Below are 24,635 nucleotides of genomic sequence, written 5' to 3'. Positions count from 1 at the left end.
CCTCCTAGAACGCGTTCTCGGGTGCCCAGCGGTTCGCGGTGAAGCGCAGGCTCGGCAGGTCCTCGAACGAGAGCACGAACTCATACGTCCGGGTGTAGCCGGTGTGCGTGATGCGCCACTGCCCGTCCTCGCCGCGGCGGTAGGAGTCCTCGTAGACCGCGGCGCCCTTGATCATGACGCGGTGCTCCTGCGAGATCACCGTGTCCTCGAACGGCCACAGCCCCGTCGCGGTGTCACCGTCGATGTCGATCTCCGGCTGGACCGCGAAATGCGTCGTGAGGATCTCGCCGCCGAGCTTCTCGCGCAGGAACCCGGTGATGGCCTCGCGCCCGGCCAGCACGATCGGCTCGCCGTAGGTGGGCGTGCCGTAGCTCGCCGTGGCGTCGGGCGCGAGCGTGTCCGCGACGTCGTCCCACCGCTTGAGGTCCACGCAGCGGAGATACCGGTGCTTCACCCGTTTGATCTCTTCGAGCGCGCCGAGGTCCATGCCGACCAGCATCCTCCGGGGATTGACCGAAAGCAAGAACGTGTTCTAATTTTGCGAAGTGACCAGCACGTACGAGCTGTCCGGCCTCGAAGCGCTCGAGGCCGAGTCCGTGCACGTGTTCCGCGAGGTGGCGGCCACCTTCGAACGGCCCGTGCTGCTCTTCTCCGGCGGTAAGGACTCGGTGGTGATGCTGCACCTGGCCCGCAAGGCGTTCTGGCCCGCGCCGCCGCCGTTCCCGGTGTCGCATGTGGACACCGGGCACAACTTCGACGAGGTGCTCGAATTCCGGGACCGGACGGTGGAAAACCTCGGCCTGCGGCTCGTCGTCGCCAGTGTGCAGGACGACATCGACGCCGGCCGCGTGGTCGAGGAGACCGGGCCGCGGGCGTCGCGCAACCGGCTGCAGACCGTCACATTGCTGCGCATGATCCAGGAAAACGCTTTCGACGCGGTGTTCGGCGGTGCCCGGCGCGACGAGGAGAAGGCCCGCGCGAAGGAGCGCGTGTTCAGCTTCCGCGACGAGTTCGGCCAGTGGGACCCGCGTGGCCAGCGACCCGAGCTGTGGCACCTCTACAACGGGCGGCACCGCAAGGGCGAGCACATCCGCGTCTTCCCGCTGTCGAACTGGACCGAGCTCGACATCTGGTCCTACATCGCGGCCGAGGGGATCGAGCTGCCGTCGCTGTACTACGCCCACCGCCGCGAAGTCGTGCAGCGCGACGGGATGCTGCTCGCGCACACCCGGCACCTGCGCCTGCTGGACGGCGAACGCCCGTACGAGGCGACGGTCCGCTTCCGCACGGTCGGCGACGCGACGTGCACCGGTTGCGTGGAGTCGACGGCCGCCACCGCCGAGGAGGTGGTGGCCGAAACCGCCGTGACCCGCCTGACCGAGCGCGGCGCCACCCGTGCCGACGACCGGATTTCCGAGGCGGGCATGGAAGATCGCAAGCGGGAAGGGTACTTCTGAGATGCCCCGGGAACTGCTGCGGCTCGCCACGGCGGGCAGCGTCGACGACGGCAAGTCCACCCTCATCGGCCGCCTGCTCTTCGACTCCAAGACGTTGTTCACCGACCAGCTCGCGGCCGTCGAGCGCGCGAGCCGCGACCACGGCGAGGACTACCCGAACCTCGCTCTGCTCACCGACGGCCTGCGCGCCGAGCGCGAGCAGGGCATCACCATCGACGTCGCCCACCGCTACTTCGCCACGCCGCGGCGCAAGTTCGTCATCGCCGACACGCCCGGGCACATCCAGTACACGCGCAACATGGTCACCGGCGCTTCCACCGCCGACCTCGCGCTGGTCCTCGTCGACGCGCGCAAGGGCGTGCTGGAGCAGTCGCGGCGGCACGCGTTCCTCGCCAACCTGCTCGGCATCCCGCACCTGGTGTTGTGCGTCAACAAGATGGACCTCGTAGGCTGGTCGTGGGATCGCTTCCAGGAGATCCGCGAGGACTTCCGCCGGTTCGCCATGAAACTGTCGGTGCCGGACCTGACATTCATCCCGGTTTCCGCGCTGCACGGCGACAACGTCGTCCACCGCGGCACGAGCATGCCGTGGTACGAGGGCACGCCGCTGCTGCACCACCTGGAGCAGGTGCACATCGCGTCGGACCGCAACCTCGTCGACGCCCGTTTCCCCGTGCAGTACGTGATCCGCCGCGGCGACTACCGCGGGTACGCGGGCACCGTCGCGGGCGGGGTGTTCAAGTCCGGTGACGAGGTCGTCGTGCTGCCGTCGGGGTTCCGGTCGCGGATCCAGGAGGTCCGCGCGCCCGGCGGCCGCGAGCTGACCGAGGCGTTCGCGCCGCAGGCGGTCACGATCCGGCTCGCCGACGACCTCGACGTCGCGCGCGGCGACCTGATCTGCCGTCCCGGCAACCGGCCGCAGAGCGGGCACGACGTCGACGCGATGGTCTGCTGGTTCGCCGATGGGAGCGCTCTCACCCCGGGCTCGACGTACGTCCTGCGGCACACCACCCGCGAGACCAGGGCCGAGGTGCGCTCGCTCGAATACCGCCTCGACGTCAACACGCTGCACCGCGACGAGTCCGCGACCACCTTGGGGCTCAACGAGATCGGCCGCGTGCGGCTGCGCGCGAGGCAGCCTTTGCTGTTCGACCCGTACCGGCGCAACCGTGACACGGGCAGCTTCATCCTCGTCGACGAAACCACGAACGACACCGTCGCCGCGGGCATGATCACCGGCGCCGCGACGCCCGTCGTGTGGCACGCCGCCACCGTCACCCGCGACGAGCGGCCGACCCGGGGGCTCACGGTGTGGTTCACCGGGCTGTCGGCGTCGGGCAAGTCCAGCATTGCGGCGGAGCTGGAGCGGCTGCTCGTCGCCGCCGGGCGCCCCGCCTACCGGCTCGACGGGGACAACCTGCGCCACGGGCTCAATGCCGACCTCGGATTCGGCGCCGCCGACCGCGCGGAGAACGTGCGCCGCGTCACGGCCGTCGCGCAGTTGTTTGCCGACGCCGGGATCGTGGCGATAGTGTCGTTGATCAGTCCGTACCGGGCGGACCGGGCCAAGGCCAGGGCCGAGCACGAGGCAGCGGGGCTGTCCTTTGTGGAGGTTTTCGTGGACACACCACTGGCGGTGTGCGAGGCGCGCGACCCGAAGGGCATGTACGCCCGGGCCCGCGCCGGCGAGATCCGCGGCTTCACCGGTATCGACGACCCGTACGAGCCGCCCGCCGAGCCCGAGCTCGTGCTGCGGCCCGGAGACGGCGATCCCGCGACGATGGCCTCGGCCATCCTGAACCTCCTGGACCGGTGACATGGGCGTCAACCAGCGTGCGCAGATCCGCATGACCGACGAGGAGGCCGAGGAGTTCGTCGCGCGCGGCCGCACCGCGACGATGGCGACGCTCGGCCCCACGGGCACGCCCCACCTGGTCGCCATGTGGTACGCGGTGGTGGACGGGAAGATCTGGTTCGAGACCAAGGCCAAGTCGCAGAAGGTGGTCAACCTCCGCCGCGACGACCGGATCACGGTGCTCGTCGAGGCCGGGCACACGTACGACCAGCTGCGCGGCGTGTCGATCGAGGGCCGCGCGGTGATCAGCGACGACGCCGACGACATCTGGCGCGTGGGCGTCAGCGTGTGGGAGCGCTACCACGGGCCGTACACCGACGAGGCGAAGCCGCTGGTGGAGATGATGATGAACAAGCGGGTGGTCGTGCGCGTCGACCCGCTGCGGACGCGCACGTGGGACCACCGGAAGCTGGGCCTGGACCCGATGCCCCTCGGCGGCACCACGGCGGAGTTCCTGAAGGACTAGCGGTCCACCGGAACACTCCCTAAGCCAGCAGCTTCTCCCGCAGCCGCTGGGCGTCGGTGTCGTCGAAGCCGTTCTTCGCCAGCCACGTGAGGGCGCCGCGGTAGCGCTCGTCCACCTGCGTCAGGAAGGCTTCCATCGTCGCCGCGCGCGGGCGGTGCCGGTCGTCGTCGTCGCGTTCCTCCAGGTCCGGCGCGTACGTCGGGGAAGCACGCAGCCGGGCCATGATGCCCTCGATCCGCGTCCCGCTCGCCGCGTAGTCCGCCACCACGGCTTCCCGCTCGACGCCGGCCACCGTCAGCGACAACGCCACCACCACGCCGGTGCGGTCCTTGCCCGCCGCGCAGTGCACGAGCGCCGCGCCCGGCGACTCCGCGATCGTCCGCAGCGCCCCGACCACGCTCTCCGGCCTGTCCTCCAGGTAACCCAGGTACAGCGCGCACATCGGGTCGTCCGGGTACCGCGCCAGCGCCTTCTCCCGCCGCGTGAACAGCGCGTCCGCCGCCGCGTCCGTCGCTTCGCCGCGCTCGGGCAGCACGGACAGGTGCACGTGCCGCACCCGCTCGACCGCCCGCAGCGGGCCCGGCCCCTCGGACTCGACCTCGTGCGTACTGCGCAGGTCGACCACCGTCCGCAGGTCGTAGTCGTCCACGAGCAGCTTGACGTCCGCGGGCGTGAGCCCCTGCAGGTTGTCCGAGCGCAGCAGCGTGCGCTCCGCGGTCACCCGCCCGTCGGAGGCCGGAAGTCCACCCACGTCACGGGCGTTCGCCGCCCCTTCGAGTCCGAGCCATGGCATGCCCCCATCGTTCACTGCGAGATCGAGTCCGCCAAGGGAGCGTCCGGGCGAACTGGATCACTCTTCACCCGCCGCGGCAGCCGCAGCGTGCCCACCAGGCCGCGCCGCCGCAGCCACGGCAGCCAGGCCAGCATCCCGATGTGCGCCGCGATCGCGTGCCCGGCCACGGTGACCACCGACAGCAGCGAACCGGGCTGGTCGAACAGGTAGATCACGCCGATGACCAGCTCCAGCAGCACGACCGCGGGCAGCCGCAGCCGTTTCTCCAGCACCGGCACCATCGCCCCGGCCGTCGCGAAGAAGCCGTAGCTCACCCCGATGTCGAGCCAGTGCGCGTCCTCCGCGGGCAGCCAGCCGTGCCGCAGCGCGACCATCACCGGCAGCTCGGTGGCCAGCGTCGCGAGCACGTGCCCGCTCGCGAAGACACCGAACGTCCAGCCCGGCCCCACCCGCCGCTCCAGCGGCGCCACCGCGAGGGCGAAGATCAGCACGTAGACCAGCCAGCCCGAGTTCTCGATCCACAACGCGCTGCTGACCAGGCTCGCCACCGGCCGGTGCCACAGGTTGTGCGCGTCCGTGCTGGCGCCGGCGAGCAGCTTCGCCGACACCGACTCGCCGACCACCCGCTGCAGGATCGTGGTCGCGAGCAGGACGGCGAGGTACCAGAACGTGAACGGGGTCGCGGTGGGGCTCGGCAGCAGCACGGCGGCACGGGTGGTCCAGTGCGGCCGCCGGGCCTTCGTGTCCTCGGGCACCCCGCCAGTCTGGGGGCTCATCCTGAGCGCCGGCCATCGCCCGGCTGTGAGTCGGCTGAGAAGACGCACTCCACCACCATGCGCCGAAATCGCGTGATTCGCTCGCGAAGTTGGGGCACGGTGAGATCATGCGCACAGCCTTCGACGCCCGGTTCGACGTTCCCGACGGCTACCTCAACACCCCCAGCATCTCCGTTCCGCCCGCACAGGTCGCCGACGCCGTCGCCACGACAGTGGACCGCTGGCGGCGCGGCCTCGACGTGCCCGCGGACTTCGAGGAGTCGGTGGCACGCTCGCGGCAGGGCTTCGCGGACCTGGTGGGCGTGCCCGCGGACCGGGTGGCGGTCGGGGCGTCGGTGTCGCAGCTGCTGGGTGCGGTCGCGGCCGGGTTGCCGGACGGCGCGAAGGTGCTCACCGCCGAGGGCGACTTCACCAGCGTCTCGTTCCCGTTCGCCGCGCGCCCCGGCGTCACGGTCACCGAGGTCCCGCTCGCCGAGCTGCCGGACCGCGTGGCGGGGCACGACCTGGTGTCGGTCAGCGTCACCCAGTCGGCGGACGGCGCGAACGTGGACCTGGACGCCCTGCGAGCGGCGAGCGAAGCCGCCGGCGTGCCGGTCGCGCTCGACGCCACGCAGGCACTGGGGTGGCAGCCGTTGCGACTGGACTGGGCCGACTGGGTAGCCGCGGCCGGGTACAAGTGGCTGCTGTCCCCGCGCGGCTCGGCGTGGCTGGCGGTACACCCGCGGGCGCTGGAGCGGGGCGTGCCGGTGAACGCCGGCTGGTACGCGGGGGAGGACCCGTGGCAGTCGCTGTACGGGTTGCCGCTGCGGCTCGCCGCGGACGCGCGGCGCTACGACCTGTCCCCGGTGTGGCTGGCACAGGTCGGGGCGGCGGTCGCGCTGCCGTACCTGGCGTCGCTGGACCTGACGGCGGTGCGAGCGCACTGCGTCGGGCTCGCCGATGCCCTGCGTGCCGGGCTCGGGCTGCCCGCGGGGGACAGCCCGATCGTCGCGTTCGACGGTGACGCGGACCGGCTCCGGGCGGCGGGCGTCGTGGCGAGCGCCCGCGCGGGCAAGGCCCGGGTGGGGTTCGCGCTGTACAACACGCGCGAGGACGTGGAGCTGGTGCTCAAAGCTGTGCGGTAGCAGCGTCGAGCAGCCGGTGCAGCCGGACCTCGTCGGCGAAGCCGGGAACCGGCTCGCCCGCGGCGAAAGCCCGGTAGAGCGCGGCGACGTTCTCGCGGAAGTGGGGGGCGACGTCACGGCGCACGAGATCGCGCGCCGGGCCGGGGTGGGCATCGGGACGTTCTACCGGCGCCTGTCCTCTGCGGGCCGTGCTCGCCGACGTGCTCGACGAGATTGCCGTGCGTGCCGAGCAAGCTCTCGAAGATCCCGACCCGTGGCGGGGTTTCGCCGGGTTCGCCCGCGACTACGTGCGCCAGCTGCGGCGTGAACGAGGCCCTCGGCGGGACCGGGCTGGACCTCGACGTGCCGCTCGCCCGCATCCGCACCGGGCTGCGGAAACTCGCCGCCGTCCTGCCCGGCGATCACACGCTCGGCCTCGCGACGCCTCACGGGCAGTGGCTGCGCAACCTGGACCTGACGCTCGACGGGTTGCGCCTTCCTCACACGGTCGAGTGAACCTTCCGATACGGTGTCCACTCGTGGTCGCTCCGCAATACCCGCCGCACCGCGGTGACACAGCGCCGTTGCCCCGCGTCCCGGCCCAGCCCCGGCGCGGTGGTGGCCGGCTGCTCAAGGGTGCGGGCCTCGTGGTGGTGGCCGTCGTGGCCGGGCTCGTGTGGTGGCTCATCCAGCGCGGCTCCTCGCCCGACCCCGCCGCGCAGGCCCCTGCCCAGCAGTACACCTTCACCGCCACCGAGGGGCCGGTCGCGTCCACCGACTGCGCCGCCAAGTCCACCGACGACGTCAAGCGCTGGTTCGGCGAGCACCCGTGCCTCCGGCTCTCGCGGGCGCTGTTCACCACCACCGCGAACGGCGGGAACGTGCTGGTGTCCGTCGCCCTCGTGACCATGCCGGACCAGGCGCAGGCGCAGCAGCTCAAGGCGCTGGCCGACCGCGACGGCACCGGCAACGTCAACGACCTCGTCCGCGACGGCACCGCGAAGGTCGCGGGCGCGCCGAAGCTCGCGGACGGCGAGTACGCCTCCCGGGTCACCGGAACGCAGGTGACGATCGTCCTGTCCGCCTTCTTCGACGGGCGCACCGACGCCGCCACCCTCGGTCGCGTCAACGGCGAGGCGCTGGGTCTGTCCTCAAGGCTGGGCTAGCGCCGGCTGTCGACAGTGGACCGACCGCGCCCCGCGTGACCTACGCGCTCACGCCGATCAACGGCAGCGCCGCGGGCGTCTCCCCGGCGGCCTGCCGCCACCGGGTGCCCCGCCGTGCGGAGCCCAGCAGCGCCGTCAGCGCGACCGCCCGCAGGCCCTGGTCGGCGGTCTGCTCCAGCACGCCCGCCCACGCCGCCGCGCAGTCGGTCTCCGCCGTCGCCACCACGCTCTTCGCCGACGTCGCGTCCGTGACCGGCTTCGGCGTGATGTACGCGGGCTCGGGCCCGTCCGGCGTGACGCCCGCCGCGTCCAGCATCCGCACGCACGCGTCGCGGCGGTCCTGGTGCTCGTGCGCCCCCTCGCTCGCCCCCGCGTCGTAGTTCGCCGGCAGGAACGCGCTCACCAGCCCGTACACCCACACCGCCGCGTGCTCGGCGTCCAGTGCCTTCTGCAACGGCGCCACCGCCTCGTCCGGGATCGAGGCCACCGCCTGCACCGTGCCCGGGTCCTTGCCCGGCCCGAGCCGGTCGTCGAGCTGCTGCGCCCCCGCGCACCCCGCGGCCACCGCCGCCACCAGCCCCGCCCGGTACCCCTCCAGCACCGGCACCAGCGCCTCCGCCTGCTCACGCGCCGTGGCGAGCCGCTCCTTCAGCGCCGCGAGCCCGCTGCCGCCCGGTGTCACCACGCGCACGGCCGACTTCGGCCGGTTGAGCCGGTCCACCTCCGCCTGCAGGGCCTGCGCCTGCGCACTACGGGTGGCCGCCACCTCCCGGGCCACACCGGCCTCAGTGGACGATCCGGCCGCCAGCGCGTTCGCCGCCGCGGCGTCCGCCGTGGCCTGTTCCGCGAGCAGGGCCAGCGGATCGGGCTCGTCGGAGTAGCCGGTTCTGCAGGCGGCGAGCGGGACGGCGAGTGCCGCCAGCGCGCTCAGCCGCAGGACGTCACGACGGGAACGGGGACTCACGTCGCGCCATCCTGCCAGGAGGGCGGCAACCACGGGCGGCTACGGGGGCCAACCGGTTAAGCTGGTCCCTCACCAACAGAGACCAAACAGGAGAGAGAGCGCCAAGGTGCCAGGAGAACTCGCCGGCAGACTCGAGCCGATCGTGGCGGACGCGGTGGCCGGCGCTGGTTTCGACCTCGACGCGCTCGACGTCCAGCAGGCCGGGCGCCGCAAGCTGGTGAAGGTCGTCGTCGACGCGGACGACGGCGTGGGACTCGACGAGGTGGCCGAGGTCAGCCGCGCCGTGTCCGCCGTGCTCGACCAGCACGACCACCTCATCGCGGGCGCCTACACCCTCGAAGTCACCTCGCCCGGGGTCGAGCGCCCGCTCACCGCGCAGCGGCACTGGCGGCGCGCGAAGTACCGGCTGGTGCGGATCACCCCGCACGAGGGCGCCGGCTTCGTCGGCCGCGTCGGCCACGCCGGGCCGGAGTCGGCGCGCGTCCTCGTCGACGGCGCGATCCGCGACGTGCGCTACGCCGACGTGGCGAAGGCGGTCATCGAGATCGAGTTCAAGCAACCGCCGACGGAGGACCTGAAACTGCTGGAGCAAGACGCCTCGGGGATGATCGTCGACGGCACCGGGACGGAGGGAGAGCCGAAGTGAACGTGGACATCGCCGCACTGCGCGCGATCGAGCGGGACAAGGACATCCCCTTCGAGACCGTGATCGAGGCCATCGAGACAGCGCTGCTGACGGCCTACAAGCACACCGACGGCCACCAGCCGCACGCGCGGATCGACATCGACCGCAAGACCGGCTACGTCCGGGTGCTCGCCCACACGCTCGACGAGAGCGGCGAGGTGGACGAGGAGTGGGACGACACGCCGGAGGGCTTCGGCCGCATCGCCGCCACCACCGCGCGCCAGGTCATCCTGCAGCGCCTGCGGGACGCCGAGCACGAGAAGACGTACGGGGAGTTCTCCGCGAAGGAGGGCGAGATCGTCGCCGGCGTGATCCAGCGCGACGCGCGGGCGAACGCGCGCGGCATGGTGATCGTGCAGGTCGGCGACACCGAGGGCGTGCTGCCGCCCGCCGAGCAGGTGCCGGGGGAGTCCTACCAGCACGGCAGCCGCCTCAAGGCGTACGTCGTGGGGGTGTCCCGCGGCAGCCGCGGTCCGCAGATCACGCTGTCGCGCACCCACCCGAACCTGGTGCGCAGGCTGTTCGCGCTCGAGGTGCCGGAGATCGCCGACGGCACGGTGGAGATCGCGGCGGTCGCCCGCGAGGCCGGGCACCGCTCGAAGATCGCGGTCCGCTCCACGGTCTCGGGCGTCAACGCGAAGGGCGCGTGCATCGGCCCCGTCGGCGCGCGGGTGCGCAACGTGATGAGCGAGCTGGCCGGTGAGAAGATCGACATCATCGACTACTCGGAGGATCCGGCTCGCTTCGTGGGGAATGCATTGTCGCCCGCGAAGGTTGTGTCCGTGCAGGTGGTGGACGAGCGCGCGAAGACGGCCCGCGTCGTGGTGCCGGACTTCCAGCTGTCCCTCGCCATCGGCAAGGAGGGGCAGAACGCCCGTCTCGCCGCCCGGCTCACCGGGTGGCGCATCGACATCCGCAGCGACGCGGCGGGCAGTGAGCCGGAGGACACACCGCGCGCCGCGGCAACCGGTTCGGCTGAGTGACAGGCCAGGAGCTAAACTCGAACATGGTTGGAAGCCCGCGTTCGGGGAACGCGCGCGACGGACACCGGGAGGCACCGGTCCGCACGTGCGTGGGATGCCGGAAGCGGGCTTCGGCCGGTGAGCTGCTGCGGGTGGTCGCGGTGGACGGGCACGTGGTCGTCGACGAACGTCGGCGGCTGCCGGGCCGGGGTGCATGGCTGCATCCCGAACCGGGCTGCCTGGCCAAGGCCGAACGGCGCCGGGCGTTTTCCAGAGCGTTACGAAGTTCTGGAACACTCGACGGCACGGACGTGCGGCGGTACTTCGAGCGGCACGCCGGCCAACGGTCCGGGGGACCTTCCCCCGTCCGAACGGAAACGAAGGAAGCAGGTCGACCCGTCATGAGTCAGCCGTGAAGCTGAAGCCATGAACGCGCGACGATAGGACGAGGTCAGCGGGTCCCTACCGCCGGCTGGCCTCATCAGATGAGGAGAGCAGTGGCAGGCAAGGCCCGCGTGCACGAGCTGGCGAAAGAGCTCGGTGTCACAAGCAAGGAAGTTCTCGCCAAGCTGAAGGAGCAGGGCGAGTTCGTGAAGTCCGCGTCATCCACCGTCGAGGCACCCGTTGCCCGGCGGCTGCGTGACGCCTTCACCGCCGGTGGCGGCAAGTCCGGCAAGTCCGGTGGTCGCAAGCCGGTACCGGGGCCGTCGAACAACGGCGGTGCCCCGTCCGCCCAGCGGACCCCCGAATCCACCCAGGACCGCCCGCGTCCCAGCGCGGTGCCCGGTCCTCGTCCCGGACCGCGGCCGCCCGCGCCGCCGCAGCAGCAGCCGCCGCAGCAGCAGCCGCAGTCCCAGCAGCAACAGCGCCCGCAGCAGCCGCAACCGCAGCAGCAGCGTCCGCAGCAGCAGCCCCAGCAGCCGGAGGTGCCCGCCGCCAAGGCGGAGCCGCGTCCGCAGCAGGCGGGCCCGCGGCCCGGTCCGGCGCCCGCCCAGGGTGGCGGTGCCGGCAGCTCGGTCGTGCCCCCGAAGCCGCAGGGCCCCAAGCCCGGCGGTCCCAAGCCCGGTCCGCGCACCCCGCGGGTCGGCAACAACCCGTTCGGTGTCGGTTCCGGCGCGCCCGCGCCGCGTCCCGCCGCGCCGCGTCCCGGCGGCGGCAACGACCGCGGCCCGCGCCCCGGTGGTGCCGAGCGGCCGGCTGAGCGTTCCGGTGGCGAGCGGCCGGCTGCCGGTCCCCGTCCCGGTGGCGGCAACCGGCCGAGCCCCGGCAACATGCCGCCGCGTCCGAACCCGGGCATGATGCCCGGCCGCACACAGCGTCCCGCTGGTCCCGGTGCGGGCCGTGGCGGTCCCGGTGGTGGCCGTGGTGGTGCCGGTACGGGCCGTGGTGGTCCCGGTGGCGCCGGTCGTGGCGGTCCCGGTGGTGGCGGCGGCGGTGGTTACCGCGGCGGTCCCGGTGGCGGTGGCGGTGGCGGCGGCTTCCGGGGTGGACCCGGTGGCGGCGGCGCCCCTGCCGGTGGCGGCGGCTTCCGCGGTGGCGGCGGCCCGCGTGGCGGCGGTGGCCGCGGCGGCACGGCCGGTGCCTTCGGCCGTCCCGGTGGTCCCTCGCGCAAGGGCCGCAAGTCGAAGCGGCAGAAGCGCCAGGAGTACATGGACAACATGCAGGCGCCCAGCGTCGGCGGTGTGCGGCTGCCCAAGGGCAGCGGCGAGACCATCCGCCTGCCGCGTGGTGCCTCGCTGACCGACTTCGCGGAGAAGATCGACGCGAACCCGGCTTCGCTGGTGCAGGTGCTGTTCCACCTCGGTGAGATGGTGACGGCCACGCAGTCGGTGTCCGACGAGATCCTCGAGCTGCTCGGCTCGGAGATGAACTACACCGTGCAGGTCGTCTCCCCGGAGGAGGAGGACCGCGAGCTGCTCGAGTCCTTCGACATCACCTACGGCGAGGACGCCGGTGACGAGGAGGACCTGCAGATCCGGCCGCCGGTCGTCACCGTCATGGGCCACGTCGACCACGGTAAGACCCGCCTGCTCGACACCATCCGCAAGACGCGGGTGCGCGAGAGCGAGGCCGGTGGCATCACCCAGCACATCGGTGCCTACCAGGTGGAGACGGAGCTCGAGGGCAACAAGCGGCTCATCACCTTCATCGACACCCCGGGTCACGAGGCGTTCACCGCCATGCGTGCCCGTGGTGCGAACTCCACCGACATCGCGGTGATCGTGGTCGCCGCCGACGACGGCGTCATGCCGCAGACGGTGGAGGCGATCAACCACGCCCAGGCGGCCAAGGCGCCGATCGTGGTCGCGGTCAACAAGATCGACAAGGAAGGCGCCAACCCGCAGAAGATCCGGCAGCAGCTCACCGAGTACGGGCTCGTGGCCGAGGAGTACGGCGGCGACACCATGTTCGTCGACATCTCCGCCCGCGAGAACATCAACATCGAGGGGCTGCTGGAGGCGATCCTGCTGACCGCCGACGCCACGCTGGACCTGCGGGCCAACCCCGACATGGAGGCCCAGGGCGTCGCGATCGAGGCACACCTGGACCGCGGTCGCGGTCCGGTCGCCACGGTGCTGGTGCAGCGCGGCACGCTGCGCGTCGGTGACTCGGTGGTCGCCGGTGACGCGTACGGCCGCGTCCGCCGGATGGTCGACGAGTACAACCAGGACGTCACGGAGGCGCTGCCTTCGCGGCCGGTCCAGGTCATCGGGTTCACCTCGGTGCCCGGCGCCGGTGACACGTTCCTGGTGGTGGACGAGGACAGGGTGGCGCGGCAGATCGCCGAGCGCCGGTCCGCCCGCACCCGCAACGCGCTCAACGCTTCACGGCGCAAGCGGGTCAGCCTGGAGGACCTGGACTCCGCGCTGAAGGAGACGTCGAGCCTCAACCTGATCATCAAGGGCGACAACTCGGGTACCGTCGAGGCGCTCGAAGCGTCCCTGATGCAGCTGGACGTGGGCGACGAGGTCGAGCTCAACGTGGTGCACCGCGGCGTCGGTGGCGTCACCGAGTCCGACATCGACCTGGCGACGGCGTCCGACGCGATCGTCCTCGGGTTCAACGTGCGGGCCCAGGGCAAGGCGACCGAGCGGGCCAACCGCGAGGGCGTCGACGTCCGGTACTACACGGTGATCTACCAGGCGATCGAGGAGATCGAGCAGGCTCTCAAGGGCATGCTCAAGCCGGAGTACGAAGAGGTCGAGCTCGGCAAGGCGGAGGTGCGCGAGGTCTTCAAGTCCTCGAAGATCGGCACCATCGCCGGCTGCCTGGTCACCTCGGGCGAGATCCGGCGCAACGCGAGGGCCCGCCTGCTGCGGGACGACGTGGTGGTCGCCGAGAATCTCCCGGTGTCCTCGCTGCGGCGGTTCAAGGACGACGTCGTCGAGGTGCGCGACGGCTACGAGTGTGGTCTCACGCTCGGGTCGTACAGCGACATCAAGGTCGGCGACGTGGTCGAGACCTACGAGCAGCGCGAGAAGCCGCGCGTCTGACGGTCGTTGAGCGAGCCGGGGCCGGTCCTTCGGGGACCGGCCCCGGCCCTGCCGTAGAGGGAGTCCGTTGTTCGTCGGAGCACTCGAGTTCGACCTGTTGCTGGGCGACATCCGGTCGCTGAAGCAGAAACGTTCGGTGGTGCGGCCGCTGGTGGCGGAGCTGCGCAAGCGGTTCGATGTCTCGGTGGCCGAGGCCGGGCACCTGGACCTGCACCGGCGGGCCCTGATCGGAGTCGCGGTGGTGGCCGCCGACGGCGAGCATGTCCGTGACGTGCTCGACGAGTGCGAGCGGTTCGTGGCGGGCAGGCCGGAGCTGGAGCTGCTGTCCGCGCACCGCCGCCTGCTCGGGCCCGAAGATTGAGCAAGACGAGAAAGTAGGGGATGTGCGATGGCCGATCCGGCGCGTGCGCGGAGGCTGTCCAAGCGGATCTCGCAGATCGTGGCCTCGGCCATCGAGCACGAGATCAAGGACCCGCGGCTGAACTACGTGACCATCACCGACACCCGTGTCACGGCGGACCTGCACGACGCGACGGTGTTCTACACGGTGCTGGGCGAGAACCTGGAGTCGGCGCCGGACTTCGCCGGTGCGGCGGCGGCGCTGGAGTCGGCACGCGGCGTCCTGCGGTCGAAGGTCGGGCAGGGCACGGGCGTGCGCTTCACGCCGACGCTGACGTTCGTCGCGGACACCATCCAGGACACCGCGCGGCAGATCGAGGACCTGCTGGCGAAGGCCCGGGAGGCCGACGCCGAGGTGGCGCGCCGCTCGGCGGGCGCCCAGCACGCGGGCGACCCGGACCCGTACAAGGCACCGCGCGAGGACGAGGACGAAGAGGACTGACCGTCCTTTGTGGAGGCGGGTCACCCCCGGTGGGGTGGCCCGCCTTTTTCGTGTGCTGAGCGGTGCCCGCGGGCTGGAGCACCGCGGAGTCCGGGAACGGCCGCGTGCAACCCGCCCGAACCGCACGAAAGCGAGCCCCAACCCCGCAGCTCAGCCCTTGCAAGCCACCATCAGATCCCGCTGGATGGCCTGGTCCACGCGATGCGCGAAGTCCGGCAGCTCGCGCACCCGCAAACCCGAACCCTCCAGGATGTCCGCCACCTCGTCGCGCTTCGCGACGTGCGTGTTCCACGAGATGCCCAGGGCACCCCCGGCGCGGAGCGTCCGCACCCACGCCGGGACGGCGGACTCGAGCAGTTCCAGCGGGCTGCGAGAGAGGTCCTCCGGCCGGTGGCTGCCGTGCTGCACGCCGTACGGGGCGTCGGTCACGATGGCGTCCACCGAACCCGCCTTGAGCAGGTCGGCCGCGGTCGCCGTGTCGCAGTTGTAGTAGGTGACGCGGCGGACCTCGCCCGCCTTGTAGCGCTCCTTGGTGAGCCCGAACCCGAGCTCCAGCCGCTGCCCGAGCTTCACCTTGTTCCGGCGCAGCTGACCGGACTCGGCCGTGTGCTTGATCCGCCGGGTGCGCAACCAGGTCTTGACGAAGTGCTCGTAGGCCTCGAAGTCGCGCTTGTCGAGTTCGAAGCCGGTGGCGTCGAGGCCGTAGTTCATGGCCTGGTTCAGGGTGGTCCCGCGGCCGCACAACGGGTCGAGCACGTGCAGCGGGCGGTGCAGGAACGCGGTGGGCTCCGCCGTGGACAGCAGCGTGACGTTCAGCAGCAGCCGGGTGAACAGCTCGTTCGTCTTGCCCGGGTACTTCTGGATGGTCAGCAGGTCCGAGCCGAACCAGTCGAGCGGGCCGACCTCCACCGGTCGCAGCACCCCGTCGCCCAGCTCGAACAGGGCGTAGAGCGCGGACAGGTTCGACAGCAGCGCGACGTCCTCTTCGGACAGTCGCCCGGCGGTCGAGAACGTCACGTAGGTGACCCCACCGAGCTGTCGCTCGCCGATCTCCGCGGGCGGGGTGCTCAACGCTTCACCGAACACGGCCAGCTCGGCGCGCAGCAGGGCGGCCGAGGCGTCGGCGTACACCCGGTTGGCCGAAGGGTAGAGGAGGATCCCATAGTCGAACATCGCAGCAAAGGGTACTTTGCGGCCATGAGCCCTTCGTCGCCGCTCGACCTGCTCACCACCGCCACCGACGTCACTCTGCTCGCCCACGTGCGCCCGGACGCGGACGCACTCGGCAGCGCGCTGGCCCTCGGGCGGGCGCTGCAGCAGCGGGGCGCGGTGGTGCGGGTGTCGTTCGCACTTCCCGACGAGGTTCCGGAAAGCCTGCGCGGCCTCGACGCGGGCAACCTCGTGGTGGCCGCCAACGAGGTTCCGCCGAGCAGCCCGCTGCTCGTCTGCTGCGACACCCCGGCGCCCGCCCGGCTCGGGTCGCTGGCCGACCGCGTCGAGGCGACGAAGGCCGCGGGCGGTTCGGTGCTCGTGGTGGACCACCACGCGTCGAACACCCGGTACGGCACTCACCACGTCGTCGACGACACGGCCGAGGCCACGGCGGTGCTCGTGCTGGACCTGCTCGACCAGCTCGGCGCCCCGCTCGACGAGCCGATCGCGCGGTGCCTGTACGCCGGACTGGTCACCGACACGAGCGGTTTCCGCCGGGCCACGGCGTCCACGCACCGGGCGGCCGCGCGGCTGGTCGAGGCGGGCGTGGACCCGGACAGGCTGTCCCGCGAGGTGGTGGACGACCACCCGTTCGCGTGGCTGCCGATGCTGTCGAAGGCGCTGGGCACCGCGTGCCTGGAGCCGGAGGCGGCGCAGGGCTACGGGCTCGTGCACGCGTTCGTCACGCTGGACGCGGCCGCCGACGTGCGGCTGGAGGAGGTCGAGGGGGTGGTGGACGTCGTCCGCGGCATTCGTGACGCCGAGGTCGCGGCGGTGTTCAAGCAGCAGGGGCCGCGGGAGTGGACGGTGTCGCTGCGAGCGGTCGGCAAGATCGACGTCTCCGTCGCGGCGCGCACCCTCGGCGGCGGTGGACACCGCCTCGCCGCGGGCGCCACCCTGCACGGCACGCCCGACGAAGTGCTCACCGCGGTCCGCGACGCCCTCGCCGAAGCCCCGTTGCTGTAGCAAACCAGTGCACGGACGTCGCTCCGGTCCACTCGTTCGCGAAGCATGCAACAGTGAGCCGATGGGCGAAGACACCTGGGCCGGGCTGGCCGACCAGTTCGTGGACGGGGCTTATGCCTCGCTGAAGGGGCGTGTACGCACCTACGTCCTGCACCAGCAGCTGCTGGAGCACCTGCCGCCGCCCCCGGCGTCGGTGCTCGACGTCGGAGGTGGCGCGGGTCATCAGTCGTTTCCGCTGGCCCAGGCCGGTTACGAGGTGACGTTGCTCGACTCGTCGCAGGCGATGCTGGACAAAGCCCGCCAGCGGCTCGGTCAGCTGCCAGACGAGGTGCACCAACGGGTGGAGCTCGTGCGGGCCGACGGCGGGAACGCCGACGAGGCGGTGCACGGCCGGCGCTTCGACGCCGTGCTGTGCCACGGCGTGCTCGGATATCTGGAGCACCCGGAGCCGGTGCTCGACCAGCTGTGCCAGTGCGCCGCGCCGGGTGGCGTGGTCTCGATCATGGCGGGCAACGCCAAGGCGGCGGCCGTGCGCCCGGCCCTGGAACGGCGGTGGGAGGACGCCCTGGCGTCGTTCGATGCCAAGGACGAGATCGGCGTGCTGGGAGTGCCGACGCGGGCCGACACCGTGGAGGAACTCGGCGATTCCCTGCGGAGCCGGGGCGTCGAGCCGGTGCGCTGGTACGGGGTGTGGCTGTTCGTGGACTGGCTCGACCTCAGCGGAGCCCAGTCCGAGCCGGTCGACGCAGCCCAGCTGGCAGCGGCGGCCGCCGTAGAACTCGAAGCCGGCCGGCGGGATCCCTACCGCGAGCTCAGCCGCATCTTCCACCTGGTGGGCCGCAAAGGCCCGCTTTCGTCCGGCGCGGCTGCTTTCCGGTCAGATCACGCTTTCGTCCGGCATAGTCGGGCTTCTGGCCAGGCCACATCTTCGTCCGAGCCCTAGGACCTTCTGGCCAGGCCACGCCTCGGCCCGGCACTGTCGGGCCTTTCGACTGCCCGCTCGAACGCGCGGCCCCGCCGTCCGCCATCCAGCGCCCTCAACTCAGCCCCCGCCACACCCACCCCCCACCCCGCCCCTACAGCGACCGTCGTCACAACCGCCACGCTCGTCCCCGCCCCCGGCCTCTCGGCCGGTTAGCCTCGGGCCGTGCAGATGACCGCCGAGCGGGTGCCCGCCAGGAAGGTGTTCGGGCTCGCGGTTCCCGCGCTCGGGGTGCTCGCCGCGGAGCCGTTGTACGTCCTGGTCGACACGGCCGTCGTCGGTCACCTCGGGGCCTTGCCGCTCGCCGGGCTGGCGCTGGGGGGCGTGGTGCTCTCCCAGATCTCCACCCAGCTGACCTTCCTGTCCTACGGCACCACCTCCCGCACCGCCCGGCTGCACGGCGCCGGGCGGCGAGCGGAGGCCGTCAGCGAGGGCGTCCAGGCCACCTGGCTGGCACTGACCGTCGGGCTCGTCCTCGTCGTCGCGGGGCAACTGCTCGCCGCCCCCATCGCGCGGGCTCTGTCCGGCAGCGACGACATCGCCGCGGCGGCCGTGTCCTGGCTGCGGATCGCCCTGTTCGGCGCGCCCCTCATCCTCGTCACCATGGCGGGCAACGGCTGGATGCGCGGGGTGCAGGACGCCGTCCGCCCGCTGCGTTACGTCCTGCTGGGCAACGGGATCTCCGCCGTGCTCTGCCCCGTCCTCGTGTACGCCGCCGGGTGGGGGCTCGAAGGCTCCGCCGTCGCCAACCTCGCCGCCCAGGTCGTCTCCGCCGGGCTGTTCCTGCGCGCCCTCGTCGCCGAGCGTGCGCCGCTGCGGCCGCACCCGAAGGTCATGCGCGCGCAGCTCAGCCTCGGCCGCGACCTCGTCCTGCGCAGCCTCGCGTTCCAGGCCTGCTTCGTCTCCGCCGCGGCCGTCGCCGCCCGCACGTCCACCACCGCCGTCGGCGCGCACCAGATCGTGCTGCAGCTGTGGACGTTCCTCTCGCTCGTACTGGACTCCGTCGCGATCGCGGCCCAGTCGCTCGTCGGCGCCGCGCTCGGCGCGGGCGCGCAACGGCAGGCGCACGGCGTCGCGAACCAGATCACGCGCTACGGGCTGATCCTCGGCTGCGTGCTGTGCGTCGTCTTCGCCGCGCTGTTCCCGGTGCTCCCGCACGCGTTCACCGCCGACCCCGGCGTGCTCGGCGAAATCCCGCACGCGTGGTGGTTCTTCGTTGCGCTGCAACCGATCGCGGGCGTGGTGTTCGCCCTCGACGGGGTGCTGCTGGGCGCCGGCGACGCCGCGTTCCTGCGCACCGCGACGCTCGTCAGCGCCGCACTCGGGTTCCTCCCGCTGATCTGGATCTCGCTCGCCCTCGGCTGGGGGCTCACCGGCATCTGGACCGGCCTGTCGCTGTTCATCGTCCTGCGCCTGATCGCCGTGGTCGTGCGATGGCGCTCCGGCCGCTGGGCCGTCACCGGCGCGGTGCGCTGATCCCGTGTGGCCGAAAACACCGAGGTCAGCGGTAAGCATTTCCGCCGTCCGGTCGATACAACCATTGATCATCCCCGCGCGCAGCTAGGAGGCTTCTTCCGTGCCGCCCCAGCAGGCACCTGTGATCGGCAAGGCCAGCCGCCGGTCGTGGCTCGTCTGGTTCACCGCAGCTCTCGTCTACCTCCTCTCCGTCTTCCACCGCACCTCGTTCGGGGTCGCGGGCCTGGCAGCCGCTGACCGCTTCGGCGTCGGCGCCGCCGCTCTCGGCACCTTCACCGTCCTGCAGGTCGGCGTCTACGCCGCGATGCAGATCCCCACTGGCGTCCTCGTCGACCGCTACGGCCCGCGCAAGGTCCTCGTCGCCGCACTGCTGTTCCTCGGGCTCGGCCAGATCCTGCTGGCGCTCGCGCACTCCTACGGCCTCGGGCTGCTCGCCCGCGGCGTGCTGGGCTTCGGCGACGCGCTCACGTTCGTCAGCGTCCTGCGGCTGGTCGCCGCGCACTTCCCCGGGCGCCAGTACTCCGTGGTCACCTCGTTCACCACCGCGCTCGGGTACGTCGGCAACCTCGCCGCGACCGTTCCGCTCACGTTCCTGCTCGCCGGACCCGGCTGGCTGCCGACGTTCCTCGGGGCCGGCCTGCTGACCGCGCTCTACGCCGGGTTCGTCGCCGCGCGGGTGAAGGACACGCCGAGCGGCCAAGTCGCGAAGGCCGCGCCCGTCGACCGCCGCCGGCTCGGGCGCGAGATCCGCTCGGCGTGGCGGGTCCCGGGCACGCGGCTGGGCTTCTGGGTGCACTTCTCCACGATGTTCGCGCCGAACGTGCTGACCCTGCTGTGGGGCGTGCCGTTCCTGGTGGAGGGCCAAGGGCTGACCGCCGCGTCCGCGAGCGCGCTGCTGACGGTGTTCGTGTTCGGCTCGATGATCGGCGGTCCCGTGGTGGGCGCCCTCATCGGGGCGCGGCCGGGCCTGCGGATGCCGCTGGTCGGCGGTTACCTCGGCGGCGCCGCGCTGGTGTGGGCGCTGCTGCTCGGCTGGCCGGGCAGCATCCCGGTCGCGGTCCTGGTGCCGTGCTTCGCGTTCCTGTCCCTCGGCGGGCCGGCGTCGATGATCGCCTTCGCGCTGGCGCGGGACTACAACCCGTTGCGCCGCGTCGGTACGGCGACGGGAGTGGTCAACGTCGGCGGTTTCGTCGCGACCACGGTCACCGCGCTCGCCGTCGGTGTGCTGCTGCAGGTCACCGGCGGGAACTTCCGCCTCGCGCTGCTGGCGGTCGTCGTCGTGCTGGCGCTGGGCACGTTCCGGATGCTCGTGTGGTGGCGCCGCGCCCGCGCGGAGCTGTTCGCGGCGCAGGCCCGCGGGGAACAGGTGCCGGTGCAGGTGCGCCGGCGGCTGTGGGACGTTCCCGAGCACCGCGAGCTGCCCGTCGCGGCCTGAGGCCTGGCGTACGGTTCCGGTCATCTGGACGGCACCGGGTTCGGTACCGGAACTGCTGCCGCACGTCGTCGCCCGGCGCCAGCACCACGAGCTCACCCGTGACTGAACGAGCATCCACGACGGCACGGTCCACGAGTACGCGGTTGACGAGATCGCGCAGGTCGACGACCTCCTCCGGGTGTGGAACCTGGGCGGCGACGGCACGGAGTTCACCTGGCGCGTCGTGGACTCGGTGAACGAGGCGGGCGCGTGGGCCGAACACCCCGGCAGCCCGGAGCCCGCGCTGCCGCGCTCTCCGGCACGGTGCACGGGAACGTCATCCAGGCCGGGGAGGTCCACCACACCGGTCTGCCGAAACTGCTGCGGCGGCTGTTCGGCCGCTCCTGACCCGGGCACCGTCGGCGGCGGACCGCAAGCGCCGCCGGATAGGGTGACCCCCCGTGCCGCCGAAGTCCCCACCGCCACCGCCCGGTCTGCTCGTCGTCGACAAGCCGCCGGGCATGACCTCGCACGACGTCGTCGCCCGGGTGCGCCGCATCATGGGCACCCGCAAGGTCGGCCACGCCGGCACGCTCGACCCGATGGCCACCGGCGTGCTCGTGCTGGGCGTCGAGCGGGCCACGAAGCTGCTCGGCCACCTGGCGCTGGACCGCAAGACGTACCTGGCCACGCTGTCGCTGGGCTCGGCCACCACCACCGACGACGCCGAGGGCGAGGTCCTGTCCACAGCGGACTCGCTGGAGGCGGTCACCGACGAGCGGATCGCGGCCGGGATCGCCGGGCTGACCGGCGAGATCGAACAGGTGCCCAGCGCGGTGAGCGCGGTGAAGGTGGCGGGCAAGCGCGCCTACGCCCGCGTCCGGGCCGGGGAGGACGTCGCGCTGCCGCCGCGCAAGGTGACGGTCTACCGGTTCGACCTGCTCGCCACGCGCCACGGGGCCGACCGCGTCGAGCTGGACGCCGTCGTCGAGTGCTCCTCCGGCACGTACGTCCGGGCGCTCGCCCGGGACCTAGGCGCGGGGCTCGGCGTCGGCGGACACCTCGCCGCGCTGCGCCGCACCACAGTCGGCCCGTTCACCCTCGCCTCGGCGCGGACCCTGGAGCAGCTGGAGGAGCGGCCCGCGTTGTCGCACGACCTGAGCGAGGCCGTCGCGAAGGCGTTCCCGCGCCACGACGTGGACGCCGCGACCGCGAAGGCCGTCCAACATGGACAGCAGGTGCGCGCGGCGGGGATCGAGGGCACCTACGGCGTCTTCGGCCCCGACGGCCGGGCGCTCGCACTGGCCGTCGACGCCGGCGGCGTGGCCCGGTCGGTCGTGGTTCTCGAACCCGCCTAAAGTGAGCACCGTGCAAAGGTGGCGTGGGCTGGAAGACCTCCCCGGCGGCTGGGGCAGGTGCGTGGTCACGATCGGCGTGTTCGACGGGGTGCACCGCGGGCACCAGGCGCTCATCGGCAAGACCGTCGAGATCGCCAAGGCCCGCAGCCTGCCCAGCGTGGTGCTGACGTTCGACCCGCACCCGTCGGAGGTCATCCGCCCCGGCAGCCATCCGGCGCAGCTGACCACCCTGCGGCGCAAGGCCGAGCTGGTCGAGGAGCTGGGTGTCGACGTCTTCGCCGTCCTGCCGTTCACGCCGGAGCTGATGCGGCTGTCGGCGCACGAGTTCGTGCACGAGATCCTCGTCGACCGGCTGCACGCCGCCGCCGTCGTGGTGGGGGAGAACTTCACGTTCGGCGCGCACGCCGCCGGCACCGTGTCGCTGCTGCGCGAGCTGGGCAAGCGGTTCGGCTTCGCGACGTACGGGGCGGAGCTGCAGGGCGAGCACGACGACAACGCCGAGATCACCTTCTCCTCGACGTACGTGCGCTCCTGCATCGACGCCGGTGACGTGGCCGCGGCCGCCGAGGCGCTGGGCCGCCCGCACCGGCTCGAAGGCATCGTCGTGCGCGGAGACGGCCGCGGGCACGACCTGGGCTACCCGACGGCGAACCTGTCGACCCCGCGCTTCGCCGCCGTGCCCGCCGACGGCGTGTACGTGTGCTGGTTCGTCCGCGCCGCCGACCCGGAACGCCGCCTGGCCGCGGCCGTCTCGGTCGGCACCAACCCCACGTTCTCCGGCCGCGAGCGCACCGTCGAGGCGTTCGTGCTCGACGTGGACGAGGACTTCTACGGCCAGCACGTCGCGCTGGACTTCGTCGCCCGGCTGCGCGACCAGATCCGGTTCACCTCGGTGGAGGACCTGATCGTGCGGATCGACGAGGACGTCGTCCAGACGAGGGGTGTGCTGGGGCTGGCCTCCGGCTGAGCGCGTTTGCGGAAACCGGTCCCCCCAGCGGCCGAACCTGGCAAAATGCACCTGCGTCCGCCGGGCGGTGGCAGGGGAGCAACAGGGGAGAGCGGGAAACGTGGAGGACTCCAAGATCGTCCAGCGCAACATCGCGTTGCAGCGGGAGTGGTACGGCGAACCCCTGGGGGACAGGGTGCGCCGGCTGGTGGTGGCCTTCGACGTGTCCCAGGCGTACCTGGCCGAGGTGCTGGGGATCAGCGCCCCGATGCTCAGCCAGGTGATGAGCGGCCGCCGCGCCAAGATCGGCAACCCCGTCGTGCTCGCGCGGATGATCATGCTCGAACGCAAGTGCCTGATCCCCGAGGTCGCCGCGGGACACAAGGAGGCCCTGCTGGCGGCGCTGGAGGACGTGAAGGACGCGCGGCCCACCGTGGGCCGCGACAACATCCCGGTCGCCGCGGTGGACGACCGGTCGGCGCTGGCCGCGTTGCGCGAGGTCGCGGAGGACGAGGACCTCACCGAGGCGGCCAAGCGACTGGACGACGACTTCCCGGCGATCGCCGACCTGCTGCGCAGGGCGGGAACCCAGAGGTGAGCCCATGCTGCTGTTCTCGGCGTTGCTGCCGCCGTCCCGCGTCGTCGAGTCGCTGAGGACGCACCTGGACCCGCTGCGGGAGGAGGTGCCGGAGCCGCGCTGGGCGCCTCCCGCGCAGTGGCACATCACGCTCGGCTTCTACGGGGAGGACGACCCGGAAGCGCGGGTAGAATGGCTGGGGAAGGCGCTGGCCGGCAGGTCGGCGCCGACGCTGCGCCTGCAGGGCGCCGGCACCTTCTCCCGCGTGCTCTACCTCGGGGTGTACAGCGAGGGCCTGACCGAGCTGGCCGCCGCGGCGGGCGCGGAGGAGGAGCGGCCGTACCTGCCGCACCTCACGGTCGCGCGCACGGCGGGCGACGTGCCGGCGGAGCTGCCGCGGCGGCTGTCGGGGTTCGTGAGCGAGCCGTGGACGGCCGTCGAAGCGGTGCTGATGCGCAGCGACCGCACCGGCGAGGGCACGCGGTACTCCGTGGTGGCCCGGTTCCCGCTCGAGGTCCGGCAGGCCGGTGCGGGACCTGCCTGATACCCTGAAACACCGGGTCCGGCTGCAGTCCGTGGCGGCCGTGACCGACTCACCCGGCGCGCAGCCGCGTCCGGGCCGCACGGCACAGAGAAGAACCAAGGAGAACACGGCGTGGCGCTGTCCACCGACGAGAAGAAGTCGATCCTCTCCGAGTACGGCCTGCACGACTCGGACACCGGATCCCCCGAGGCCCAGGTGGCCCTGCTGACGAAGCGGATCATCGGCCTCACCGAGCACCTGAAGGCTCACAAGCACGACCACCACTCGCGTCGCGGGCTGCTGCTGCTGGTCGGCCGCCGCCGCCGGCTGCTCAACTACGTGGCGAAGGTGGACATCGAACGGTACCGGTCGCTGATCCAGCGACTCGGCCTCCGCCGATAGCAAGGCTCCGAGGGGGAGTGGCCACCCGGTCGCTCCCCCTCGGCACATAACAGCAACAAAGAGGCAAGGCGAGAACCGCGCGAGGACTTTCCCGCCGGTCCTCGGTAGTGGCTTCCGGGTTCATCCCCGGTGGCTTCGATCGAAGACCGGCCTCGTTCCTCGGGCGTCACCCCGCACGGGTGGGGTGAGTTTCCCGCCGCACGAACGAGGAGAAAAC

At 72.1% G+C, this 24,635-nt stretch carries 28 protein-coding genes; 22 read left to right on the top strand and 6 right to left on the bottom strand.

Annotation, left to right across the window (positions count from 1 at the left end; translation table 11 throughout):
- Positions 1–4: 4 nt before the first annotated feature.
- Entirely contained in the window at positions 5–487 is a 483-nt protein-coding gene (locus FHX82_RS12730; RefSeq protein WP_145937136.1) for a nuclear transport factor 2 family protein, read from the bottom strand.
- 58 nt (positions 488–545) lie between these two features.
- Between FHX82_RS12730 and cysD the strand changes: the two genes are divergently transcribed.
- The 3 genes from cysD to FHX82_RS12715 are packed head-to-tail and all read left to right on the top strand — an operon-like array spanning position 546 to position 3,778.
- Positions 546–1,457 (top strand): sulfate adenylyltransferase subunit CysD, encoded by a 912-nt coding sequence (gene cysD / locus FHX82_RS12725; protein WP_145937117.1) that lies wholly within the window; start codon positions 546–548, stop codon positions 1,455–1,457.
- A gap of 1 nt (position 1,458) precedes the next feature.
- Positions 1,459–3,273, top strand: a complete 1,815-nt coding sequence (cysC, locus tag FHX82_RS12720) for an adenylyl-sulfate kinase (protein ID WP_145937118.1) — start codon at positions 1,459–1,461, stop codon at positions 3,271–3,273.
- 1 nt (position 3,274) lies between these two features.
- Complete coding sequence (locus FHX82_RS12715; protein WP_145937119.1) at positions 3,275–3,778, top strand: pyridoxamine 5'-phosphate oxidase family protein; 504 nt, start codon at positions 3,275–3,277, stop codon at positions 3,776–3,778.
- Between the two features lie 19 nt (positions 3,779–3,797).
- Here the strand turns inward: FHX82_RS12715 and FHX82_RS12710 are convergent, their stop codons facing one another.
- Both FHX82_RS12710 and FHX82_RS12705 read right to left on the bottom strand, forming a co-directional pair.
- A complete protein-coding gene (locus FHX82_RS12710; protein WP_145937120.1) occupies positions 3,798–4,571 on the bottom strand; it encodes a tyrosine-protein phosphatase in 774 nt (257 codons plus the stop codon).
- A gap of 11 nt (positions 4,572–4,582) precedes the next feature.
- Entirely contained in the window at positions 4,583–5,326 is a 744-nt protein-coding gene (locus FHX82_RS12705) for a rhomboid-like protein (protein ID WP_183176616.1), read from the bottom strand.
- A 128-nt stretch (positions 5,327–5,454) separates the two neighbouring features.
- Here FHX82_RS12705 and FHX82_RS12700 point away from each other — a divergent pair, with 128 nt between their 5' ends.
- On the top strand, positions 5,455–6,471 hold the full coding sequence (locus FHX82_RS12700) for an aminotransferase class V-fold PLP-dependent enzyme (RefSeq protein WP_145937121.1): 1,017 nt from the start codon (positions 5,455–5,457) through the stop codon (positions 6,469–6,471).
- Here the strand turns inward: FHX82_RS12700 and FHX82_RS12695 are convergent.
- A complete protein-coding gene (locus tag FHX82_RS12695) occupies positions 6,455–6,595 on the bottom strand; it encodes a hypothetical protein (RefSeq protein ID WP_183176615.1) in 141 nt (46 codons plus the stop codon). The genes FHX82_RS12700 and FHX82_RS12695 overlap by 17 nt on opposite strands.
- Positions 6,596–6,693: 98 nt before the next feature.
- On the opposite strand from FHX82_RS12695, the gene FHX82_RS12690 reads away from it, so the two are divergent.
- Complete coding sequence (locus FHX82_RS12690; RefSeq protein ID WP_183176614.1) at positions 6,694–6,966, top strand: hypothetical protein; 273 nt, start codon at positions 6,694–6,696, stop codon at positions 6,964–6,966.
- Positions 6,967–6,989: 23 nt separating this feature from the next.
- Positions 6,990–7,616, top strand: a complete 627-nt coding sequence (locus FHX82_RS12685; RefSeq protein WP_145937123.1) for a hypothetical protein — start codon at positions 6,990–6,992, stop codon at positions 7,614–7,616.
- Between the two features lie 40 nt (positions 7,617–7,656).
- On the opposite strand, the gene FHX82_RS12680 is transcribed toward FHX82_RS12685, so the two are convergent.
- The gene (locus tag FHX82_RS12680; protein ID WP_145937124.1) at positions 7,657–8,580 is read right to left on the bottom strand and encodes a ferritin-like domain-containing protein; all 924 of its coding nucleotides are present in this window, start codon (positions 8,578–8,580) and stop codon (positions 7,657–7,659) included.
- Between the two features lie 106 nt (positions 8,581–8,686).
- Here FHX82_RS12680 and rimP point away from each other — a divergent pair, with 106 nt between their 5' ends.
- From rimP to rbfA, 6 genes are all read left to right on the top strand, one after another.
- A complete protein-coding gene (gene rimP / locus FHX82_RS12675; RefSeq protein WP_145937125.1) occupies positions 8,687–9,226 on the top strand; it encodes a ribosome maturation factor RimP in 540 nt (179 codons plus the stop codon).
- Complete coding sequence (gene nusA / locus FHX82_RS12670; protein WP_145937126.1) at positions 9,223–10,248, top strand: transcription termination factor NusA; 1,026 nt, start codon at positions 9,223–9,225, stop codon at positions 10,246–10,248. The genes rimP and nusA overlap by 4 nt, the downstream gene beginning before the upstream one ends.
- Positions 10,249–10,271: 23 nt before the next feature.
- The gene (locus FHX82_RS12665; protein ID WP_145937127.1) at positions 10,272–10,643 is read left to right on the top strand and encodes a YlxR family protein; all 372 of its coding nucleotides are present in this window, start codon (positions 10,272–10,274) and stop codon (positions 10,641–10,643) included.
- A gap of 81 nt (positions 10,644–10,724) precedes the next feature.
- Positions 10,725–13,721: a translation initiation factor IF-2 gene (infB, locus tag FHX82_RS12660; RefSeq protein WP_145937128.1), complete on the top strand. Its 2,997-nt coding sequence runs from the start codon at positions 10,725–10,727 to the stop codon at positions 13,719–13,721.
- Positions 13,722–13,788: 67 nt separating this feature from the next.
- Entirely contained in the window at positions 13,789–14,082 is a 294-nt protein-coding gene (locus FHX82_RS12655) for a DUF503 domain-containing protein (protein ID WP_145937129.1), read from the top strand.
- Positions 14,083–14,109: 27 nt separating this feature from the next.
- Positions 14,110–14,562 (top strand): 30S ribosome-binding factor RbfA, encoded by a 453-nt coding sequence (gene rbfA / locus FHX82_RS12650; RefSeq protein ID WP_145937130.1) that lies wholly within the window; start codon positions 14,110–14,112, stop codon positions 14,560–14,562.
- Positions 14,563–14,712: 150 nt separating this feature from the next.
- Here rbfA and FHX82_RS12645 read toward each other — a convergent pair whose 3' ends face one another.
- Positions 14,713–15,735 carry a TRM11 family SAM-dependent methyltransferase gene (locus FHX82_RS12645; protein WP_145937131.1) on the bottom strand — a complete coding sequence of 341 codons (1,023 nt, stop codon included), beginning with the start codon at positions 15,733–15,735 and terminating at the stop codon, positions 14,713–14,715.
- 24 nt (positions 15,736–15,759) lie between these two features.
- On the opposite strand from FHX82_RS12645, the gene FHX82_RS12640 reads away from it, so the two are divergent.
- The 10 genes from FHX82_RS12640 to rpsO all read left to right on the top strand — a co-directional run bounded on the left by FHX82_RS12640 (position 15,760) and on the right by rpsO (position 24,418).
- Complete coding sequence (locus FHX82_RS12640; protein ID WP_145937132.1) at positions 15,760–16,740, top strand: DHH family phosphoesterase; 981 nt, start codon at positions 15,760–15,762, stop codon at positions 16,738–16,740.
- A 61-nt stretch (positions 16,741–16,801) separates the two neighbouring features.
- Positions 16,802–17,683, top strand: coding sequence for a class I SAM-dependent methyltransferase (locus FHX82_RS12635; protein WP_145937133.1), 882 nt, complete (start codon positions 16,802–16,804; stop codon positions 17,681–17,683).
- Between the two features lie 210 nt (positions 17,684–17,893).
- The gene (locus FHX82_RS12630; protein ID WP_145936987.1) at positions 17,894–19,198 is read left to right on the top strand and encodes an MATE family efflux transporter; all 1,305 of its coding nucleotides are present in this window, start codon (positions 17,894–17,896) and stop codon (positions 19,196–19,198) included.
- A 121-nt stretch (positions 19,199–19,319) separates the two neighbouring features.
- A complete protein-coding gene (locus tag FHX82_RS12625) occupies positions 19,320–20,633 on the top strand; it encodes an MFS transporter (RefSeq protein ID WP_145936980.1) in 1,314 nt (437 codons plus the stop codon).
- Between the two features lie 249 nt (positions 20,634–20,882).
- Positions 20,883–21,020 (top strand): hypothetical protein, encoded by a 138-nt coding sequence (locus FHX82_RS12620; RefSeq protein ID WP_183176613.1) that lies wholly within the window; start codon positions 20,883–20,885, stop codon positions 21,018–21,020.
- Between the two features lie 53 nt (positions 21,021–21,073).
- Positions 21,074–21,970, top strand: coding sequence for a tRNA pseudouridine(55) synthase TruB (gene truB, locus FHX82_RS12615; protein WP_145936979.1), 897 nt, complete (start codon positions 21,074–21,076; stop codon positions 21,968–21,970).
- Between the two features lie 10 nt (positions 21,971–21,980).
- On the top strand, positions 21,981–22,937 hold the full coding sequence (locus FHX82_RS12610; protein ID WP_145936978.1) for a bifunctional riboflavin kinase/FAD synthetase: 957 nt from the start codon (positions 21,981–21,983) through the stop codon (positions 22,935–22,937).
- A 100-nt stretch (positions 22,938–23,037) separates the two neighbouring features.
- Positions 23,038–23,514 (top strand): helix-turn-helix domain-containing protein, encoded by a 477-nt coding sequence (locus FHX82_RS12605; protein WP_145936977.1) that lies wholly within the window; start codon positions 23,038–23,040, stop codon positions 23,512–23,514.
- Positions 23,515–23,518: 4 nt separating this feature from the next.
- A complete protein-coding gene (gene thpR / locus FHX82_RS12600; protein ID WP_145936976.1) occupies positions 23,519–24,037 on the top strand; it encodes an RNA 2',3'-cyclic phosphodiesterase in 519 nt (172 codons plus the stop codon).
- A 111-nt stretch (positions 24,038–24,148) separates the two neighbouring features.
- Positions 24,149–24,418, top strand: coding sequence for a 30S ribosomal protein S15 (gene rpsO / locus FHX82_RS12595; protein ID WP_145936975.1), 270 nt, complete (start codon positions 24,149–24,151; stop codon positions 24,416–24,418).
- Positions 24,419–24,635: the final 217 nt, after the last annotated feature.

The organism is Amycolatopsis bartoniae (genome assembly GCF_014191255.1).
In the GTDB taxonomy this organism is placed as follows: Bacteria; Actinomycetota; Actinomycetes; order Mycobacteriales; family Pseudonocardiaceae; genus Amycolatopsis_E; species Amycolatopsis_E bartoniae.
Note: the sequence above shows the minus strand (reverse complement) of the source record. Positions and strands in the feature narration are given on the sequence as shown.

Coding starts and splice junctions, on each gene's coding strand:
- FHX82_RS12730 (WP_145937136.1), bottom strand. CDS start 487: ATGGACCTCGGCGCGCTCGAAGAGATCAAACGGGTGAAGCACCGGTAT.
- cysC (WP_145937118.1), top strand. CDS start 1,459: ATGCCCCGGGAACTGCTGCGGCTCGCCACGGCGGGCAGCGTCGACGAC.
- FHX82_RS12715 (WP_145937119.1), top strand. CDS start 3,275: ATGGGCGTCAACCAGCGTGCGCAGATCCGCATGACCGACGAGGAGGCC.
- FHX82_RS12710 (WP_145937120.1), bottom strand. CDS start 4,571: ATGCCATGGCTCGGACTCGAAGGGGCGGCGAACGCCCGTGACGTGGGT.
- FHX82_RS12700 (WP_145937121.1), top strand. CDS start 5,455: ATGCGCACAGCCTTCGACGCCCGGTTCGACGTTCCCGACGGCTACCTC.
- FHX82_RS12665 (WP_145937127.1), top strand. CDS start 10,272: ATGGTTGGAAGCCCGCGTTCGGGGAACGCGCGCGACGGACACCGGGAG.
- rbfA (WP_145937130.1), top strand. CDS start 14,110: ATGGCCGATCCGGCGCGTGCGCGGAGGCTGTCCAAGCGGATCTCGCAG.
- FHX82_RS12645 (WP_145937131.1), bottom strand. CDS start 15,735: ATGTTCGACTATGGGATCCTCCTCTACCCTTCGGCCAACCGGGTGTAC.
- FHX82_RS12640 (WP_145937132.1), top strand. CDS start 15,760: ATGAGCCCTTCGTCGCCGCTCGACCTGCTCACCACCGCCACCGACGTC.
- FHX82_RS12635 (WP_145937133.1), top strand. CDS start 16,802: ATGGGCGAAGACACCTGGGCCGGGCTGGCCGACCAGTTCGTGGACGGG.
- FHX82_RS12630 (WP_145936987.1), top strand. CDS start 17,894: ATGACCGCCGAGCGGGTGCCCGCCAGGAAGGTGTTCGGGCTCGCGGTT.
- thpR (WP_145936976.1), top strand. CDS start 23,519: ATGCTGCTGTTCTCGGCGTTGCTGCCGCCGTCCCGCGTCGTCGAGTCG.